Origin of the sequence: Caenispirillum bisanense, assembly GCF_900230255.1 — a bacterium.
Taxonomy (GTDB): Bacteria; Pseudomonadota; Alphaproteobacteria; order Rhodospirillales; family Rhodospirillaceae; genus Caenispirillum; species Caenispirillum bisanense_A.
Map to the genome: position 1 here is coordinate 261,529 of NZ_OCNJ01000007.1, position 17,959 is coordinate 279,487.

Consider the following 17,959-nt stretch of genomic DNA (forward strand, 5'->3'; position numbering starts at 1 on the left):
GCGTGGTCCTTTCCGCTCATGCCAGCCGGCGCACGTCGGCGGCGGTGCGGCAGGCGAGCGCCGCCTCGGCCAGCTCGCGGCACTCGCCGTAGGACAGGCCGCGGATCTGCGCCTTCAACCCGGCGACGGCCGGCGGGCTCACCGACAGCTCGTCGACGCCGAGGCCGATGAGGATGGGGGCCGCCACCCGCTCCGCCGCCATGTTGCCGCACACGCCGACCCAGCAGCCGTGCGGATGGGCGGCATCGACCACGGCGCGGATGAGGCGCAGCACGCTCGGGTGCAGGCCGTCGGCCTTGCGGGTGAGCGTCGGGTGCAGGCGGTCTATGGCGAGGGTGTACTGCGTCAGGTCGTTGGTGCCGATGGAGAAGAAGTCGACCTCGCGGGCGAACTCCGGCGCCATGAGGGCGGCCGAGGGCACCTCCACCATGATGCCCACCTCCACGCGCGGCGCGCCGATCTCGGCCCGCGCTTCCTCCAGCATGGCCTTGGCCTCGCGGAATTCCTCCAGCGTGCCGATCATGGGGAACATGACCTTCACCGCCCCTTCCGGGGCCCGCGTCGCCGCCCGCATGATGGCGCGCAGCTGGCTGCGGAACAGCTCGGGCTTGGCGAGCGCGAGGCGGATGCCGCGCAGGCCGAGGAAGGGGTTGTCCTCCGGCGGCATGGGCAGGAAGGGAATGTCCTTGTCGCCGCCGATGTCGAGGGTGCGCACCACCAGCGGCAGGCCGTTCAGCGCCTCCACCATGCGGGTCAGTTCGGCGGCCTGCTCGTCCTCGGTGGGGGCTTCCTCGCGGCCGAGGAACAGGAACTCGGTGCGCAGCAAGCCGACACCTTCCGCCCCCGCCTCGACGGCCCGCGCCGCCTCGTCGGTGCGGCCGATGTTGGCGACCACCTCGATGCGCTCGCCGTCCGTCGTGAAGGCGGGCTTGTAGGCAGCGGCCTTGGCGTCCTGCGCGGCGGCGCGGCGCTCGTCGCGGGCGTCCTCGGCCTTGCGGCGGTCGTCGGCGTCGGGGGCGACCAGAAGGAGGCCGTGGTCGCCGTCGAGCACCACCTCCGTCCCGTCGTCCACAGCATCGATCTCGTGCCCGAGCGACACGACGGCCGGGATGTCCAGCGAGCGGGCGAGGATGGCCGAGTGGCTGTTGGGGCCGCCGGCGGTGAGCGCGATGCCGAGCACCCTGGCGGTATCCAGGTTGGCGGTGTCGGACGGCGCGAGGTCTTCCGCCGCCAGGATCACCGGATGGTCGGGCATGGGCGCCGGGCTGAGCACGCCGGTCTGCCCGGCCAGGATGCGCAGCACGCGGGCGCCGACGTCGCGCATGTCGTTGGCGCGTTCCTTCAGGGTCGCGTCGGACAGCTCGGCCATTTCCGCGGCGCGGCGGTCGGTGACGATCTGCCACGCCCGCCCGGCGGACTGGCCGCCGTCGATGAGCGCCTTGGCCTCGGCCGCCAGGTCGGGATCGTCGAGGAATTCCTGGTGGGCGAGGAAGATGGCCGCCTGCTTGGACCCCGCCCGCGCCGCCACCGCCGCATGCAGCGCCTGCAACTGGTGGCGCGCCTCCGCCATGGCCGCTTCCAGCGAGGCGGTCTCGCGCGAGGCGCCGCGGCTCTCGTCGCGGATCAGCACGTCCGGCCGGGCGAGACGATGCAACGGGCCGATGGCGAGACCCGGCGAGGCCGCCACGCCCTTGCGCACGTCGCCCGCGAAGTCGACGGCCGGCGCCGGACCGCGCCTGGCCGCCCCGGCGGTGCCTTCGTCGGGCAGGTCGTCGCCGGCGTCGTCTTCCTCGAGCCCCGCCCGCACCGCCTCGGCCAGCGCGCGCACGGCGGCCTTGGCGTCGCCGCCGTCGGCGAGGATGCGGATGGTGGACCCGCTCTCGACCCCGAGGGTGAGCAGCGAGGCGAGGCTCTTGGCGTTGGCGACCTTGGCGCCGTGGGCGACCCGCACGTCGGCGGAAAACTGCTTGGCGAGCCCGGCGAAGACCGCCGCCGGCCGGGCATGCAGGCCGTGGTGACCGCTGACCGTCACGTCCTCCCGCACCGGATAGGCGGCATAGCGGTCGAGGTCGCCGCTTCCGCCGCCCGCCGCCGGGGCGGAAGCCTGGTCGCGGTCGCGGTTGAGGATGTCGAGCACGTCCTGCGGATCGCCGGTGGCGGCGAGCCGTCGGGCCGCCGCCTCGTCCTGCAGCACGTCGGTCAGGTTGGCGAGCACCTGGATGTGTTCGTCGGATTTGGCGGCGATGCCGACGGCGATATGCACCACCTCGCCGTCGCTCCAGGTCACGCCCTGCGGGAACTGGGCGACGCAGATGGCGGTGTCGCGGATCATGCCGCCGTCGCCGCGCAGGCCGTGCGGAATGGCGATGCCGTTGCCGAGGTAGGTGGCCGTCTGCTGCTCGCGCTTCAGCATGCTGTCGGCATAGGCCGGGTCTACCTTCCCGGCATCGGCCAGGATGGCGGCGGTCTTGCGGATGGCGTCGGCCTTGTCGGTGGCCGTCATGCCGAGGACCACCATGTCCTTGGACAGGCGTAGCATGGCCGCTTCCCTTCCTCCCGGAGCCGCTCGCCCGGCGGCATTCAGGTTATGGCGGTTGAGAAAGGGTACCAAAATAGCCGCGCCGGTTTAACCCCTTCTCCCGGCGCATCTCCCGAAAGTCGATGCGCGCGTGGAGAAACGGTGGCCTGCGTCCGCCGGTTGCGGCAGGAGGGCGCGGGGAAGCCGCCCGCTCAGACGCCGCAGGCGGCGAGGTCGAGCATGAAGCGGTCGAAGCGCTTCTGGTCGAAGTCGTCCAACGCCGAGTGCAGATGCGCCCGTTCCGCCGGCGGCAGGTCGTGCAGCGGCGCGAACAGGGCCTGGAACAGGGTGCAGAACTCGGCCTTGCCGAAGGGCGCCGGCGCCTCGTTGCCGAGGGGCTTGGGCACCGGGATGAACATGTGGGCGCCGAGGCTGATGGACGACGGGTGGTACTGCATCAGCTTGACGAACCACTCGCGGCGGGCGTCGAAGTTCTTGAAGGCCTTGGCGATGGTCCACAGCACCTTGGCCTGGATGGCGCGCGCGTCGGGGTGGGCGTAGAAGGTGTCCCACTCGAAGTCCTCGCCCTTCTCCAGCTTCAGCACCTGCACGATGTCGGCGCAGGCCTCGGCGTAATGCTCCAGCTGCTCGCCGAGCGACAGCTGCAGGAAGTGGAACAGGTTGGGCAGGAGGGAGCGGTCGAGCCGCTCTTCGTTGAACAGTTGCGCCAGCGGGTGGACCATGAGGCGGCCGAGCGCGTTGCGCCGCATCTCCAGGCGCGAGTCCTTCTCGATCGCCTCCACCAGGTGGTCGTAGGCGTGGCCGTAGAAGGCGTCGAACTCGGGGTTCGACTTCAGCGCCTCGGCGACGGAGCGCAGCGTCGCGACCTCCACCGTGCCGCCCTTGGCCTTGGCGAGCACGCTCGCCACCAGGGCATCGAGGATCTGCCCGGTCATCCGCCGCAGGTACTTTTCGCCGGAATGGCTCATTGCGCGACCCTTCGATCCATGCGCCCACAGGCTTACGCCCTTGGTGCGATAGTGCCCGGAATCGGTCGGACTTGGAAGCGTGACACGCAAGCGCTGCAGCCCGCGGGAAGACAGCCCGATCATCTGCAACCGCCGCGAAATATCCCGCGTTGCGGCAAGGGAGTTCCGACCCTCCGAAGCCGTCGCCGTTTCTCACTGCCCCGGGGAGATCCCATGGACTTCGACCCCCTGCTGCTGTCGCGCATCCAGTTCGGCTTCGTGGTGTCGTTCCACATCCTGTTCCCGGCCTTCACCATCGGCCTGTCGGCCTATATCGCGCTGCTCGAAGTCCTGCACATGATCACCCGCAACGACGTGTGGGGGCGGCTGTCGCGGTTCTGGATCAAGATCTTCGGCGTGTCTTTCGGCATGGGCGTGGTGTCGGGCATCGTCATGTCCTACCAGTTCGGCATGAACTGGAGCCGGTTCTCGGAAAAGACCGGCAACGTGCTCGGCCCGCTGCTGACCTACGAGGTCCTGACGGCCTTCTTCCTGGAGGCGACCTTCCTCGGCATCCTGTTGCTCGGGCGGCGCAGGGTGTCGCAGGGCATGTTCACCATCGCCGCCATCACGGTGGCGCTCGGCACGCTGGCGTCGAGCTTCTGGATCCTCGCCGCCAACTCGTGGATGCACACCCCGGCCGGCTACGAGATCCTGCCCGACGGCAGTTTCGCGGTCACCGACTGGTGGGCGGCGATCTTCAATCCCTCCTTCCCCTACCGCCTGACCCACATGGTGACGGCGGCCATGCTGACCACCGGCTTCTGCGTCATGGCGGTGTCGGCGTGGAAGCTGCGGCGCGGCGAGGCGGTGGTGGAAAGCCGCACCATGATGTCCATGACCCTGTGGCTGCTGCTGATCCTGGCACCGGCCCAGGTGGTCATCGGCGATCTGCACGGCCTCAACACCCTGGAGCACCAGCCGTCCAAGCTGGCCGCCATCGAAGGCCACTTCGAGACCAACCGCGACGGCGAGGCCATGGGGCTCAGCCTGCTCGGCTGGCCCGACATGGACGCCGGCGAGATACGCTGGAACCTGGAAATCCCCTATGCCGGCAGCATCCTGCTCACCCACAGCCTCACCGGCGAGGTGGCGGGGCTCGACCAGGTCGCGCGCGAGGACTGGCCGACGGTGCCCTACGTCTACTTCGGCTTCCGCCTCATGGTCGGCATCGGGCTGCTGATGGTGTTCATGGCGCTGGCCGGCAACCTGCTGCGCCTGCGCCGCGGCGGGCCGTGGGGCGCCGGGTGGTATCTGGCGCTGTCGCAGTGGTGCCTGCCCATCGGCTTCGTCGCCATCCTGGCCGGCTGGGTGGTGACCGAGCACGGCCGCCAGCCGTGGGTGGTCTATGGCCTCATGCGCACCGCCGACGCCGTGACGCCGAGCCTGTCGGGCGGCGACGTGGTGTTCAGCTTCGCCCTGTTCATCGCCGCCTATGCGGTCATCTTCCCGGCCGGCATCTGGTTCATCCGCAAGCTGATCGTCAAGGGTCCGCCGACCGAGCTGGAACCCGCCGGCCCCGGGCCGACCATCGGCATGAAGCAGCCCGCCGCGCGGGCCGCCCACGGCGCCGATGCCCCCGAAACGGGCACCTGAGAAGGACACGCACGCCATGGAGATGCCCACCGCCGTCGACCTGACGCTCATCGCCGCCGCCATCCTGGCGCTCGGGGTGTTCATGTACGTGCTGCTGGACGGCTTCGACCTGGGGGTCGGGTTGCTCTATCCCCTGGCGCCGTCGGAGCATTCGCGCGACCTGATGATGGACTCGGTCGCGCCCGTGTGGGACGGCAACGAGACCTGGCTGGTGCTCGGCGGCACCGCCCTGCTGGCGGCCTTTCCGCTCGCCTATGCGGTGCTGCTGCCGGCCTTCTACATCCCGCTCATGCTCATGCTGATCGGGCTGATCTTCCGCGGCGTGTGCTTCGAGTTCCGCGCCCAAGGCGGGCCGAGCAAAGGGTGGTGGTCGGTGGGCTTCTTCGCCGGCTCGCTGCTCGCCACCTTCGCGCAGGGCCTGGTGCTCGGCACCTTCGTGCAGGGGGTGGAGGTGGAGGGGCGCCAGTTCGCCGGCGACCCGCTGGCCTGGGTGTCGCCCTTCAGCTTCCTGTGCGCCGCCGGGCTGATCTGCGGCTACGCCCTGCTCGGCGCCGGCTGGACCATCCTGAAGACGGAAGGCATCACCCGCGACTGGGCGTGGGAGCTGGTGGCGCCGCTGACGGTGATGGTGGTGGCGGCGGCGGTCGGCGTGTCGGTGTGGACGCCGTTCCTGCACGAGTGGATCGTGCAGCGCTGGTTCGAGTGGCCGCGCATCCTGTTCGTCGCCCCGGCGCCGGTGATCGGCGCCCTGCTCGCCGGACTGCTGCTGCGGGTGTCGCGCACCCACGACGACCGGGTGCCGTTCTTCGCGACGGTCGGGCTGTTCCTGTCGAGCTACTACGGCCTCGGCGTGACGCTGTGGCCCTACGTCATCCCGCCCGACATCACCATCTACGACGCCGCCAGCGCGCCGTCGGCGCAGGGCTTCGTGCTGGTCGGGCTCGGCATCCTGGTGCCCATCACCATCGGCTACACGGTCTATTCGTACTGGGTGTTCCGCGGCAAGGTGACGGGCGACGCCCACTACTAGGGGCGCCGCCCTGCCCTACCCTGCCCGATGCCGGGCGATGGCCGTTACGCCGTCTTCTCTTCCGCCAGGCCCAGTTCCTCCGCCAGCTGCTTGCGCATGACGAACTTCTGGATCTTGCCCGTGACGGTCATAGGGAACTCGTCGACGAAGCGGATGTACTTGGGGATCTTGTAGTGGGCGATCTGCCCCTTGCAGAACTCGCGGATCTCGTCCTCCGTCACCTCGTGTCCTTCGCGGACGCGGATGCAGGCGCAGAGTTCCTCGCCGTACTTCTTGTCGGGCACGCCGATGACCTGTACGTCGTTGACGGCCGGATGGCGATAGAGGAATTCCTCCACCTCGCGCGGATAGATGTTCTCGCCGCCGCGGATGACCAGGTCCTTGATGCGGCCGACGATGTTGCAATAGCCCTCGTCGTCGATCACCGCCAGGTCGCCGGTGTGCATCCAGCCGGCGGAGTCGATGGCCTCGGCCGTCTTCTCCTCGTCGCCCCAGTAGCCGAGCATCACCGAATAGCCGCGGGTGCAGAGTTCACCCGCCGTGCCGCGCGGCACGATGCGGCCGTCCAGGTCGACGATCTTCACTTCGATGTGCGGCTGCACCCGGCCGACCGTGGACACCCGCTTCTCCAGGGCGTCGTCGACGGCCGACTGGAAGCTGACGGGGCTGGTCTCCGTCATGCCGTAGGCGATGGTCACCTGCTCCATGTTGAGGTCGCGGATGACCCGCTTCATCACCTCGATGGGACACGGGCTGCCGGCCATGATGCCGGTGCGCAGGCTCGACAGGTCGAAGCGCTTGAACTCCGGGTGGTCGAGCTGGGCGATGAACATGGTCGGCACGCCGTAGAGGCCGGTGCACTTCTCGCGCTCCACCACCTCCAGCACCGCCAGCGGATCGAAGGCCTCCGACGGGTAGACCATGGTGGCGCCGTGGGTGACGCAGCCCAGGTTGCCCATGACCATGCCGAAGCAGTGGTACAGCGGCACCGGAATGCACAGGCGGTCGCCGTGCTGCAGGCGGATGGCCTCGCCGACGAAGAAGCCGTTGTTCAGGATGTTGTGGTGGGTCAGCGTCGCGCCCTTGGGGAAGCCCGTGGTGCCGCTGGTGAACTGGATGTTGATGGGGTCGTCGAACTGCAGCCTGCCCGCCAGCTCCGCCACCCGCTTGCGCGCCGCGTCGTCGGCCGCCTCGGCGATCTGGTGGAAGGCGTACATGCCGTGGATGTGCTCGTGCCCGATGTGCGCCACCACCTTCAGCTCGGGCAGGCGCGCCGCCTTCAGGTCGCCCGGCGAGCAGCGGTCCAGCTCCGGCGCCAGGGTGCGGATCATCTCGACGTAGTTGGACGACTTGAAGCTGTCGGCCAGGACGAGGCCCTTGCAGCCCACCTTGGTGAGCGCGTACTCCAGCTCGGCCAGGCGGTAGCTCGGGTTGATGTTGACCAGCACGAGGCCGGCCTTGGCCGTGGCAAACTGCGTCAGGCACCATTCGGCGTTGTTGGGCGACCAGATGCCGATGCGGTCGCCGGGCTGCAAGCCCAGGGCGAGCAGGCCCGCCGCAACCTCGTCCACCCGCCGCTTCAGCTCGGCGTAGGTCCAGCGCACGCCCTGGTGGCGCACCACCAGCGCCTCCGTGTCCGGCCAGCGAGCCGCCGCCTTATCGAAGTGCTGCCCGATGGTATCCCCGATCAGGGGCACGCTGCTGGTGCCGCTGACGTAGCTGGGGCTGGCCGTGGCCGTCATCTCGCTCATGGCGAAACATCTCCTCCCGTCTTATTAGGTCCGCCCCCTTTCCGGGGTGACGGCGGGAGAGCCTAGCGCGACCTTGCCGTTTACGTAAACGTCAATGTGATCGGCCGAAGGGCGTAGCGCGAAGCGGCTCTTGCCTGCGGCGCTCCCAGCCCTGAATCTGCGGGCGGAGACCGCCTGCCTCAAGGACCACCATGACCGTGCGCGCCGAAGACCTCACCGTGACGCTGACCGACGCCCCCGCCGCCGCCGACATCGCGGCACTGCACCGCGGGCTGGAGACCTTCAACACCCGCGTCAGCCCGCCCTACGACCGCCGCGAGTTGTGCCTGTTCGCCCGCCGCCCCGACGGCACCGTCGCCGCCGGCCTGACGGGGTGGACGCAGTGGAGCTGGCTCTACGTGGATTACCTGTGGCTGGACGAGTCCCTGCGCGGCGGCGGCCTCGGCGGCGATCTGCTGGCGCGGGCGGAGGCCGAGGCGGTGGCGCGCGGCTGCCGCTGGGCCCGTCTCTATACGTACGATTTCCAGGCGCCGTCGTTCTACGAGCGCAAGGGATACAGCCAGTGGGGCGTGCTGGAGGACTTCCCGCCCGGCCACCGCCAGATCTGGTTCCGCAAGGATCTGGTGCCGACGGACTGAGCGTCCGCCGGCACCCCTGCCCCCCTTACTCCTACTCCGCCGCCAGCGCCCGCACCCGGGCGAGCGCCGCATCCACCGAGCGCGGCGTGATGGGCAGCGGCAGCATGGCGATGCCCATGCGGGCGAGGCGCGCCGTCACGTCGGCGGCGGCCGGGTCGGTCACCGCCAGCACCTGCACCCCGATGGAGGTGGCGGACAGGCGCGTCAGGCGCTCGATGGCGTCGACGCCCATCACCGGCACCACCACCAGGTCGCCCGCCTCCACCGACTCGGCCAGCGCCGCGGCGGCCGGCTCCACGGCGAGGGCGTGCTTGGCCAGGATGGCGGTCAGCAGGGCCTGGGTCGTGCGGTCGAAGCCGGCGACCAGGGCGCGGCGCCGCGTTTCGGGCTCGTCCCGCGTCGGCATGACCTTGGGCAGCTTCACGGGCACCGTCAGCGTGAAGCGGCTGCCGCCGCCCGGCCGGCGCTCCGCCGTCAGGTTGCCGCCCATGCGCAGCGCCAGGTCGCGGGCGATGGCGAGGCCGAGACCGAAGCCGCCGTACTTGCGGTCGAGGCCGTTCTGGCCCTGAGTGAAGGGCTCGAACAGCGCCTCCACCGGACCCTCGGGCAGGCCGATGCCGGTGTCTTCCACCATCACCGCCAGGGTCGCCGCCGAGCTGTCGCCGGCGGACAGTTCCAGGTCGGCCACCACGGCGACGGAGCCGCGTTCGGTATACTTCAGGGCGTTGCCGATCAGATTGGTCACCACCTGCCCGATGCGCGCCGCCGGCGCCAGCGCCCGCATGCCCAGCGCCGGCCCCGGCAGCAGGGCGAGCCGCAGGCCGCGTTCCTCCGCCTGCGGCCGGAACGAGGCGATGATGTCGTCGAGCAGGGCCGAGGGCACGAAGGGCCGCTCGTCGAGCGGAAGGATGCCGGTGTCGATGGCCGACATGGTCAGCAGGTCCTCGACGAGGCCGAGCAGATCCTCGCCCGAGCGGCCGATCATGGCGACGCTGTCGCGCAGGGTGGCGGCGTCCCTCTCGCCGCGGCACACGTCGGCGAGGCCGATGATGCCGTTGAGCGGCGTGCGCAGCTCGTGGCTGACCTTGGCGAGGAATTCGGACTTGAGTCGCGCCGCCTCGAGCGCCCGGTCGCGGGCCTCGGCGATCTGGCGGCGGGCTTCTTCCAGCACCGTGACGTCGAGCAGCACGCACAGGACGCCGCTGTCGCCGCCGTGGGCCAGCCGCGCGAAGCGGCCGCGGAAGCGGCGGGCGGGCTCGCCCAGGGTGAGCGCGATCTCGCCTTCCTCGGCGTCGGCGCCGGCCACCGCCAGCGCGTCGTGCACCGCCGCGTGGCCGTATTCGGCGACCAGGGCGTCGTAGGCGCTGTTGTGGGCGATGACGAGGTCGGGGTCGCCGGGATGATAGAGCACCACCGGCGCCGGCAGGTTCTCGATGAGGGCGCGGCGGAAGGCGTCGGACTCTTCCAGCGAGCGCGAGGTGGCGACCAGCCGCTCGGTCTTGTCGCCCAGGTCGGCGCCCATGTCGACCACGGCGCGGGCCACGTCGCGGACCTCGACGATGCCCGACTCCGGCATGGACTGGCGGAAATCGCCGCGGGCGATGGCACCGGCCGCCTGCACCACCGCTTCCAGCGGCTGCGCCAGGCTGGCGGCATGGCGGCGGGCGGCGAACCACAGCGCGGTGAAGAAGGCGCCGTAGAACACCACCAGCGCCGCCACCATGGCATAGCCCAGGCGGTCGAAGCGATCGCCGACGGCGACGGCAGAGGCGAACAGGTCGGCCTCCGGCACGAAGACGATGAGGTGCCAGTCCGTCGCCGGCACCGCCTGCCACGATACGAGGTGCGTGCCACCGACCAGATCGGCGGCGCCCAGGCCCTCGCCGCTCATGACCGGCAGGTCGCGCAGGCCGTCGATGCGGGCCAGCGAGAAGTCCTCGGGCTTGAAGGTATTGGCGCGGATCGCCTCGTCGTAGCTGTGGCCGCCCACCTCGTGCAGGCCGAGCGCCTCCTCGGCGGCCGGCGGCATGGCGAGGATGGTGCCGTCGCGCCCGACCAGCACGGCATAGCCGCCCCAGGGGGTGCGGATGTCGAGGATGCGGCGGACGATGGTGTCGATGGTGATGTCGAGGCCGACCACGCCTTCCAGGAAGTCGCCCTTGTAGACCGGCGCGATGGCCGAGATCAGCCAGCCCTGCCCCGCCGGGTCGACGTAGGCGTCGGTCCAGGTCACGCCGCGGCCGGGGTTATGGGAGGCGTCGGCCTCGTAATAGAAATTGAAGCTCGGGATGTCGAGCTTCGGGGCGTACTGCTCCAGCGTGTCGAAGAACGGATAGATGCGGTTGTAGCTGTCCCAGGTGTTGTAATAGGTCTGCACCACCAGGGGGTTGGCCAACTTGACGTCGCGCAGGATGGGGTCGAGGGCGGCCAGCCGCACCGCCTTGTCCTGCATCGCCGGCGTCACCGGCACGACGCCGGAATAGAAGCCGGCGCCGCGGCCGACGTCGGCGGTGGTGTAGTAGACGACGCCCGTCGGATCGAAGGCGAAGCGCGCCGCCTCGTCCGCCGGCACCGGCGGGGGCACGGGGGCGGCATGCAGCGCCTCGGTCTGGCGGCGCATGACGTCGGTCAGGTCCGCCACCGCCGACAGCCGCTCGTCCACCGCCGCCGCGTTCAGCCGCGCCACCTCGGCCAGCGACTGCTCCGCCGTCTCGCGGATGGACGCGATGTTGGCGTCCTTGGTCAGCATGTTGGTGGTGAAGTAGGCCGCGACCAGCAGCAGCTCCACCGCCAGCAGCGGCACCAGCGCCGTGCGGGCATAGGACGCCCAGATCCAGCGGAACAGCGTCTTCGGCGACGGCGAGGCGGCGGTGGCGGGCGACATGGCGGCTTCCCGAGCGGTGGGCGGAGCGGCGGTCGCCCCGACGGCATGCGCCATTGGTAGCAAGTGGGGTGCCAGATCGAGAAGACGCGGCGACTCGGCGGATTTAGCCACCGGGAGGCCCGCGCCGCTGCGATCGCGTCGCATCCTGCGTGGCGTGTCGCAGCCGCCGTTCGCGTCGTGCGAGGGGGCGCGCCGCCGCATGCGACGATACCCCTATTGCGCTACTGGTTTTGTCGACTTTGCGGATAGCGCCGTATCGCATTGCACCCAACGGAGATCGGCAGTTTCTCGCCATTCCAAGCCGTGAAGCCGCCGTTTTGCCGTCCCTATCCCCGATAAAAGCGTTACAGTTTTATCTAGCGACATGGCAAAAAGTGCATTACATTCGGCTCAGCAAACACCGGCCGGCCGAAGACCGGCAACGACGGGAGGTGACATGGTGATGAAGGATGCTCTGTCGGGCCCCGATCCCCGCGAGGCGGCGTTCCAGGCGACCGTCGACTCCGAGGGCAAGATCGAGCCCAAGGACTGGATGCCCGAGGCCTACCGCAAGACGCTGATCCGTCAGATCTCGCAGCACGCCCATTCCGAGATCATCGGCATGCAGCCGGAAGGCAACTGGATCGGCCGGGCGCCGACGCTCCGCCGCAAGGTGGCGCTGGTCGCCAAGGTGCAGGACGAGGCGGGCCACGGCCTCTACCTCTACAGCGCCGCCGAGACGCTGGGCGCCTCGCGCGACGACATGGTCGACGCCCTCATCGACGGCCGCGCCAAGTATTCCACCATCTTCAACTACCCGACGCTGACCTGGGCCGACATCGGCACCATCGGCTGGCTGGTGGACGGCGCCGCCATCATCAACCAGGTGGCGCTGTGCCGCACCTCCTACGGGCCCTATGCCCGCGCCATGGTGCGCATCTGCAAGGAAGAAAGCTTCCACCAGCGCCAGGGCTACGAGATCCTGGTCGACCTGTGCCAGGGCACGGCCGAGCAGAAGCGGATGGCCCAGGAATCGCTGAACCGCTGGTGGTGGCCGGCGCTGATGATGTTCGGCCCGTCCGACGACAACAGCCCCAACTCCGCCCAGTCCATGGCGTGGAAGATCAAGCGCCTGTCCAACGACGAGCTGCGCCAGCGCTTCGTCGACCAGTCGGTGCCGCAGGCCGAATACCTGGGCCTGACCATCCCCGACCCGGACCTGAAGTGGAACGCGGAGCGCGGCCACTACGACTTCGGCGAGGTGCCGTGGGACGAGTTCATGGAGGTGCTGAAGGGCAACGGCCCGTGCAACCGCCAGCGCATGGAAGCCCGCCGCAAGGCCCGCGACGACGGCGCCTGGGTGCGCGAGGCGGCCCTCGCCCATGCCGCCAAGCGCGCCGCCCGCGCCGAGAAGTCCGCCGCCTGAGAGAACATGGGCCGCCGCCCGCAGCGCCGGCGGCCGCGAGGAGCCTGAGGAAATGACCAAGCAGCAGTGGCCGCTCTGGGAAGTGTTCGTCCGCAGCAAGGCGGGCCTGTCCCACAAGCACGCCGGCAGCGTGCACGCCGCCGACGCCAAGATGGCGCTGGAAAACGCCCGCGACCTCTACACCCGGCGCGGCGAAGGCACGTCCCTCTGGGTGGTGCCGGCCGACGCCATCGTCGCCAGCGCGCCCGAAGACAAGGGCGCCCTGTTCGACCCGGCGGACGACAAGGTCTACCGCCACCCCACCTTCTACAAGATCCCCGACGACGTCGGGCACATGTGAGGGGCGGCGGGGCGATGACCACGGTTTCCAACGACGACCTGTTCGCCTATGCCCTGCGGCTCGGCGACGACAGCCTGATCCTCGGCCAGCGCCTGGGCGAGTGGTGCGCCAAGAGCCCGGAGATGGAGCTGGATATCGCGCTCATGAACACGGCGCTCGACGTGCTCGGCCGGGCGCGGGGCTTCCTCACCTACGCCGGACAGGTGGAGGGCAATGGCCGCGACGAGGACGCGCTCGCCTTCCTGCGCGACGTCGAGGCCTTCGGCAACGTGCTGCTGGTGGAACAGCCCAACGGCAATTTCGCCGACACCATCGCGCGCCAGTTCCTGTTCGATGCCTTCGACCTGCCGTTCATGGAGGCGCTCGCCGCCTCCGCCGACGAGACGCTGTCGGCCATCGCCGCCAAAGCGGTGAAGGAGACGGCCTATCACCTGCGGTTCTCGCGCGAATGGACCATCCGCCTCGGCGACGGGACGGAGGAAAGCCACGCCCGCATGCAGGCCGCGGTGAACGAGATGTGGCCCTACGTCCACGAACTGTTCGAGATGGACGCGGTGGAGGAGCGCCTGTGCGCCGCCGGCGTCGCCGTCGACCGCGCCGCCCTGCGCGACCGCTTCGAACGGACCGTCGCCGACACGCTGGCCGAGGCCACCCTGACCCGCCCCGAGACCTCGTGGCGCCCCGTCGGCGGCCGGCATGGCCGCCACACGGAACAGTTCGGCCATCTGCTGGCGGAGATGCAGTGGATGCAGCGGGCCTATCCCGGCTGCACGTGGTGACGCCGCCATGACCGACGATCCCGCACGCCGCGCCTGGCAGGCCCTGGAGGAGGTGCACGACCCCGAGATCCCGCACGTTTCCATCGTCGACCTCGGCATCGTGCGCGGGGTGACGGCGGCGGCCGACGGATCGCGGGTGGAGGCGGCTTTGAGCCCCACCTACTCCGGCTGCCCGGCGGTGTCGGTGATCGAGCTGGACGCCGAGACGGCCCTGCGGGCGGCGGGCTTCGCCGAGGTGGTGATCCGCCGCCAGATGGCGCCGGCCTGGACCACCGACTGGATCACCGAGCGCGGGCGCGAGCGCCTGAAGGCCGCCGGCATCGCGCCGCCCGACGCGGCCGGCGCCGGCAAGGCCGCCCTGCTCGGCCGGCCGGCGCAGGTCGCCTGCCCGCAGTGCGGATCGCCCCATACGGAACAGCTGTCGGAGTTCGGCTCGACCGCGTGCAAGGCGCTGTGGCGCTGCCGCGACTGCCTGGAGCCCTTCGACTACTTCAAATGCATCTGAACAGGACGGACCGTTCGATGGCCACTCACTTCCACCCGCTCACCGTGTCCGACGTGCGGCACGAGACCGACGACTGCGTCTCCATCCGCTTCGCGGTGCCCGAAGACCTGCGCGAGTCCTTCCGCTTCCAGCACGGGCAGTACCTGACGCTGCGCACCACCATCGACGGCGAGGAAGTGCGCCGCAGCTATTCCATCTGCGCCGGCGTGCCCGACGCGGAGTTGCGCGTGGCGGTCAAGAGCGTGCCGGGCGGCCGCTTCTCCACCTGGGCCAACCAGGCCCTGAAGCCCGGCGACGTGATCGAGGTGATGCAGCCCGCCGGGCGCTTCACCACCCCCATCGAGCCGGACGCCGCCAAGACCTACGTGCTGTTCGCCGCCGGCAGCGGCATCACGCCCATCATCTCCATCGCCCGCACGGTGCTGGCGCTGGAGCCCCACTCGAACGTCACCCTGTTCTACGGCAACCGCAAGGGCAGCGCGATCATCTTCCGCGAGGAGGTGGAGGACCTGAAGAACCGCTTCATGCAGCGGTTCCGGGTGTTCCACGTGCTGTCGCGCGACGTCCAGCAGGTGGACCTGCTGCGCGGCCGCCTCGACCGCGCCAAGGTGGAGACGCTGCTCGACGCGCTGGTGCAGGTGGACACGGTCGACCATGTCTTCGTCTGCGGCCCCGAGGGCATGACGGACGACGTGCGCGCAGCACTCGCCGACCGCGGCGTGCCGCCCGAGAAGGTGCATTTCGAGCTGTTCGGCGTGCCCGGCCAGGGCAAGGCCGCCAACCGCAACGACGAGCCGGCGCGCATCACCGGCGAGACCAGCACGGTCACGGTGACCCTGGACGGCCTTGCCACCCGCTTCCCCATGGACCGCGGCCTGACGGTGCTGGACGCCGGCCGCGAGGCCGGGCTCGACCTGCCCTACGCCTGCAAGGGCGGCGTCTGCGCCACCTGCCGCTGCAAGGTGGTCGAGGGCGAGGTGGAGATGGAGGTGAACTACGGCCTGGAACCGTCGGAGGTGGCCGCCGGCTACGTCCTGTCGTGCCAGAGCCGCCCGAAGACGGACACGGTGGTGGTGGACTTCGACGCCTGAGGGGCCGATGGACGGCGACAGAGGGCTTGCGACGGGAACGACACCGGTGGGCGTCAGGCGCCGCCCGTCCCCTTCTCCGTCATGCCCGGCCTCCGAGCCGGGTTTCCACGGCGTGCACGACGTCCGCCGTGGAGAACGCGGCCAAGCGACCGGCGCCGGTGACGCCGTGGATGGCCGGATCAAGTCCGGCCATGACAATTTCTTGAGTTGTTTCAATACTTTGTCATGCCCGGCCTCCGAGCCGGGCATCCACGGCGTGCACGCCGCCAACCGTGGCGACAGGCGTCCCCTCTCCCCCCTTGAACGCCGGCACCTCCGCGGATAGTATCAAATGAAACTGTTACAAGAAAAACTATCCAAATCCGAACGGGGAAGCGTCCAATGCTCAGCACGTACCAATACCCGGAGTATGCCTACGTTCCACCCGCCGCCCTGAAGGCCGGCGGCACCGAGAAGCGGCCGGCGGTCGTCATCGGGGCCGGGCCGGTGGGGCTGACCGCCGCCCTCGACCTCGCCGCGCACGGGGTGCCGGTGGTGGTGCTCGACGACAACAATACCGTCTCCATCGGCTCGCGCGCCGTGTGCTACGCCAAGCGGGCGCTGGAGGTGTGGGACCGCCTCGGCTGCGCCGGCCCCATGGTCGACAAGGGCGTGCGCTGGAAGATCGGCAAGGTGTTCCGCGACGAGGATCTGGTCTACCAGTTCGACCTGCTGCCCGAGCCGGACCACAAGATGCCGGCCTTCATCAACCTCCAGCAGTACTACCTGGAAGAGACGCTGGTGGACCGCGCCCAGGCGCTCGGCGAGCTGGTGGACCTGCGGTGGAAGAACCGCGTCACCGCGCTCGACAGCCGCGACGACGGCGTCACCCTGACGGTGGAGACGCCCGACGGCCCCTACACCCTGGAGGCCGACTGGGTGATCGCCTGCGACGGCGCCAAGTCCGACGTGCGCGGCATGATCGGCGCCCGCTTCGACGGCCAGGCCTTCAACGACCGCTTCCTCATCGCCGACGTGGTGATGAAGGCCGACTTCCCGACCGAACGCTGGTTCTGGTTCGACCCGCCCTTCCACCGCAATCAGAGCGTCCTCCTGCACAAGCAGGCCGACGACGTCTGGCGCATCGACTTCCAGCTCGGCTGGGACGCCGACCCCGAGGAGGAGAAGAAGCCCGAGAAGGTGCTGCCGCGCCTGAAGGCGATGCTCGGCGAAGACACCGACTTCGAGCTGGAATGGGTGAGCGTCTACCAGTTCAACTGCCGCCGCATGGACAAGTTCCGCCACGGCCGCCTGTTCTTCGCCGGCGATGCCGCCCATCAGGTGAGCCCCTTCGGCGCCCGCGGCGCCAATTCCGGCGTGCAGGACACCGACAACCTGGCCTGGAAGCTCGGCCTCGTCGTGGCCGGCAAGGCGCCGGAAAGCCTGCTCGACACCTACGACGACGAGCGGGTTCTGGCGGCCGACGACAACCTGCTCAACTCCACCCGCTCCACCGACTTCATCACGCCCAAGAGCGCCATCAGCCGCGCCTTCCGCGATGCGACGCTGGACCTCGCCCGCGACCTGCCCTTCGCCCGCGGCCTGGTGAACTCGGGCCGGCTGTCGCTGCCGACGCCCTATGTCGGCAGCCGCCTCAACACGCCCGACCGAGACGCCTTCCAGGGCCGCATGGCGCCGGGCTGCCCGGCGGCCGATGCGCCGCTGACCGTGGACGGGCGCGACTCCTGGCTGCTCGACCACCTGGGCGGCTGCTTCACCCTGCTCTACTTCAGCCCCGACGGCACGGTGCCCGAGGCGCTGACGGCCTTCGAGCAGGACCCGGTGCCGGTGAAGGTGCTGGCCGTCGGCACGCCCCGCATCGCCGACGCCAAGGGCGTGGTGACCCAGCGCTACGACGGGCGGCCGGGCACCCTCTACCTCATCCGCCCCGACCAGTACGTCGCCGCCCGCTTCCGCGCCTTCGACCCGCGACTGGTGCGCATCGCCCTCGACACCGCCTGCGGCAAAGGATGATCCCCGTCGCCGGCCTGCCGGCGACGGCAAGGCCGACCGGCCGCCGCGCCCCCTGGCGCGAGAGCCCGCGTGGCACCTGAACGCATCCCGCGGCGGCCGCAGGGCGTCGCGGGCAAACAAAAACGGAGGACCGGGAGATGTACATGAAGACCGACGCCACCACGGCACCACGCAGCGCCGCCCTCGTCACCGCGCCGAACATCGGCCGGCCCGACGACTTCTACGAAGCGCTCATCGACACCCATCGCGGCCTGACCGACGACCAGAGCCGTGACGTCAACTGCAAGCTGGTGCTGCTGCTCGCCAACCACATCGGCGACATGGACGTGCTGCGCGAGGCCATGGCGATCGCCCGCCGCGGCTACGACGACCAGGCGTGAC

At 70.0% G+C, this 17,959-nt stretch carries 14 protein-coding genes; 10 read left to right on the forward strand and 4 right to left on the reverse strand.

Features of this window, described 5'->3' with window-relative positions:
- Window positions 1-16: 16 nt before the first annotated feature.
- Both ptsP and CRP50_RS16880 read right to left on the reverse strand, forming a co-directional pair.
- Window positions 17-2,539 (reverse strand): phosphoenolpyruvate--protein phosphotransferase, encoded by a 2,523-nt coding sequence (gene ptsP, locus CRP50_RS16875; protein WP_097280343.1) that lies wholly within the window; start codon window positions 2,537-2,539, stop codon window positions 17-19.
- 191 nt (window positions 2,540-2,730) lie between these two features.
- Window positions 2,731-3,507, reverse strand: coding sequence for a hypothetical protein (locus tag CRP50_RS16880; RefSeq protein WP_097280344.1), 777 nt, complete (start codon window positions 3,505-3,507; stop codon window positions 2,731-2,733).
- 213 nt (window positions 3,508-3,720) lie between these two features.
- Between CRP50_RS16880 and CRP50_RS16885 the strand changes: the two genes are divergently transcribed.
- Both CRP50_RS16885 and CRP50_RS16890 read left to right on the forward strand, forming a co-directional pair.
- The gene (locus tag CRP50_RS16885; protein WP_097280345.1) at window positions 3,721-5,142 is read left to right on the forward strand and encodes a cytochrome ubiquinol oxidase subunit I; all 1,422 of its coding nucleotides are present in this window, start codon (window positions 3,721-3,723) and stop codon (window positions 5,140-5,142) included.
- Window positions 5,143-5,158: 16 nt separating this feature from the next.
- Complete coding sequence (locus CRP50_RS16890; RefSeq protein ID WP_245913508.1) at window positions 5,159-6,172, forward strand: cytochrome d ubiquinol oxidase subunit II; 1,014 nt, start codon at window positions 5,159-5,161, stop codon at window positions 6,170-6,172.
- A gap of 44 nt (window positions 6,173-6,216) precedes the next feature.
- On the opposite strand, the gene CRP50_RS16895 is transcribed toward CRP50_RS16890, so the two are convergent.
- Window positions 6,217-7,923 (reverse strand): AMP-binding protein, encoded by a 1,707-nt coding sequence (locus tag CRP50_RS16895; RefSeq protein WP_281257943.1) that lies wholly within the window; start codon window positions 7,921-7,923, stop codon window positions 6,217-6,219.
- 191 nt (window positions 7,924-8,114) lie between these two features.
- Between CRP50_RS16895 and CRP50_RS16900 the strand changes: the two genes are divergently transcribed.
- Entirely contained in the window at window positions 8,115-8,561 is a 447-nt protein-coding gene (locus CRP50_RS16900) for a GNAT family N-acetyltransferase (RefSeq protein ID WP_097280346.1), read from the forward strand.
- A gap of 31 nt (window positions 8,562-8,592) precedes the next feature.
- Here CRP50_RS16900 and CRP50_RS16905 read toward each other — a convergent pair whose 3' ends face one another.
- Entirely contained in the window at window positions 8,593-11,445 is a 2,853-nt protein-coding gene (locus tag CRP50_RS16905; RefSeq protein WP_097280347.1) for a cache and HAMP domain-containing protein, read from the reverse strand.
- Window positions 11,446-11,881: 436 nt separating this feature from the next.
- On the opposite strand from CRP50_RS16905, the gene paaA reads away from it, so the two are divergent.
- From paaA to CRP50_RS16940, 7 genes are all read left to right on the forward strand, one after another.
- Window positions 11,882-12,850, forward strand: a complete 969-nt coding sequence (gene paaA, locus CRP50_RS16910) for a 1,2-phenylacetyl-CoA epoxidase subunit PaaA (RefSeq protein WP_097280348.1) — start codon at window positions 11,882-11,884, stop codon at window positions 12,848-12,850.
- Between the two features lie 52 nt (window positions 12,851-12,902).
- Window positions 12,903-13,190: a 1,2-phenylacetyl-CoA epoxidase subunit PaaB gene (gene paaB / locus CRP50_RS16915; protein ID WP_097280349.1), complete on the forward strand. Its 288-nt coding sequence runs from the start codon at window positions 12,903-12,905 to the stop codon at window positions 13,188-13,190.
- Between the two features lie 14 nt (window positions 13,191-13,204).
- The gene (paaC, locus tag CRP50_RS16920; RefSeq protein WP_097280350.1) at window positions 13,205-13,969 is read left to right on the forward strand and encodes a 1,2-phenylacetyl-CoA epoxidase subunit PaaC; all 765 of its coding nucleotides are present in this window, start codon (window positions 13,205-13,207) and stop codon (window positions 13,967-13,969) included.
- 7 nt (window positions 13,970-13,976) lie between these two features.
- Window positions 13,977-14,474, forward strand: coding sequence for a 1,2-phenylacetyl-CoA epoxidase subunit PaaD (gene paaD, locus CRP50_RS16925; RefSeq protein ID WP_097280351.1), 498 nt, complete (start codon window positions 13,977-13,979; stop codon window positions 14,472-14,474).
- Between the two features lie 17 nt (window positions 14,475-14,491).
- Window positions 14,492-15,565, forward strand: a complete 1,074-nt coding sequence (paaE, locus tag CRP50_RS16930) for a 1,2-phenylacetyl-CoA epoxidase subunit PaaE (RefSeq protein ID WP_097280352.1) — start codon at window positions 14,492-14,494, stop codon at window positions 15,563-15,565.
- 381 nt (window positions 15,566-15,946) lie between these two features.
- Window positions 15,947-17,578 carry an FAD-dependent oxidoreductase gene (locus CRP50_RS16935; RefSeq protein ID WP_097280353.1) on the forward strand — a complete coding sequence of 544 codons (1,632 nt, stop codon included), beginning with the start codon at window positions 15,947-15,949 and terminating at the stop codon, window positions 17,576-17,578.
- 143 nt (window positions 17,579-17,721) lie between these two features.
- Window positions 17,722-17,958, forward strand: a complete 237-nt coding sequence (locus CRP50_RS16940; RefSeq protein WP_097280410.1) for a DUF2783 domain-containing protein — start codon at window positions 17,722-17,724, stop codon at window positions 17,956-17,958.
- Window position 17,959 lies beyond the last annotated feature (1 nt).

Coding starts and splice junctions, on each gene's coding strand:
- ptsP (WP_097280343.1), bottom strand. CDS start 2,539: ATGCTACGCCTGTCCAAGGACATGGTGGTCCTCGGCATGACGGCCACC.
- CRP50_RS16880 (WP_097280344.1), bottom strand. CDS start 3,507: ATGAGCCATTCCGGCGAAAAGTACCTGCGGCGGATGACCGGGCAGATC.
- CRP50_RS16885 (WP_097280345.1), top strand. CDS start 3,721: ATGGACTTCGACCCCCTGCTGCTGTCGCGCATCCAGTTCGGCTTCGTG.
- CRP50_RS16890 (WP_245913508.1), top strand. CDS start 5,159: ATGGAGATGCCCACCGCCGTCGACCTGACGCTCATCGCCGCCGCCATC.
- CRP50_RS16895 (WP_281257943.1), bottom strand. CDS start 7,923: ATGAGCGAGATGACGGCCACGGCCAGCCCCAGCTACGTCAGCGGCACC.
- CRP50_RS16900 (WP_097280346.1), top strand. CDS start 8,115: ATGACCGTGCGCGCCGAAGACCTCACCGTGACGCTGACCGACGCCCCC.
- CRP50_RS16905 (WP_097280347.1), bottom strand. CDS start 11,445: ATGTCGCCCGCCACCGCCGCCTCGCCGTCGCCGAAGACGCTGTTCCGC.
- paaA (WP_097280348.1), top strand. CDS start 11,882: ATGGTGATGAAGGATGCTCTGTCGGGCCCCGATCCCCGCGAGGCGGCG.
- paaB (WP_097280349.1), top strand. CDS start 12,903: ATGACCAAGCAGCAGTGGCCGCTCTGGGAAGTGTTCGTCCGCAGCAAG.
- paaC (WP_097280350.1), top strand. CDS start 13,205: ATGACCACGGTTTCCAACGACGACCTGTTCGCCTATGCCCTGCGGCTC.
- paaD (WP_097280351.1), top strand. CDS start 13,977: ATGACCGACGATCCCGCACGCCGCGCCTGGCAGGCCCTGGAGGAGGTG.
- paaE (WP_097280352.1), top strand. CDS start 14,492: ATGGCCACTCACTTCCACCCGCTCACCGTGTCCGACGTGCGGCACGAG.
- CRP50_RS16935 (WP_097280353.1), top strand. CDS start 15,947: ATGCTCAGCACGTACCAATACCCGGAGTATGCCTACGTTCCACCCGCC.
- CRP50_RS16940 (WP_097280410.1), top strand. CDS start 17,722: ATGAAGACCGACGCCACCACGGCACCACGCAGCGCCGCCCTCGTCACC.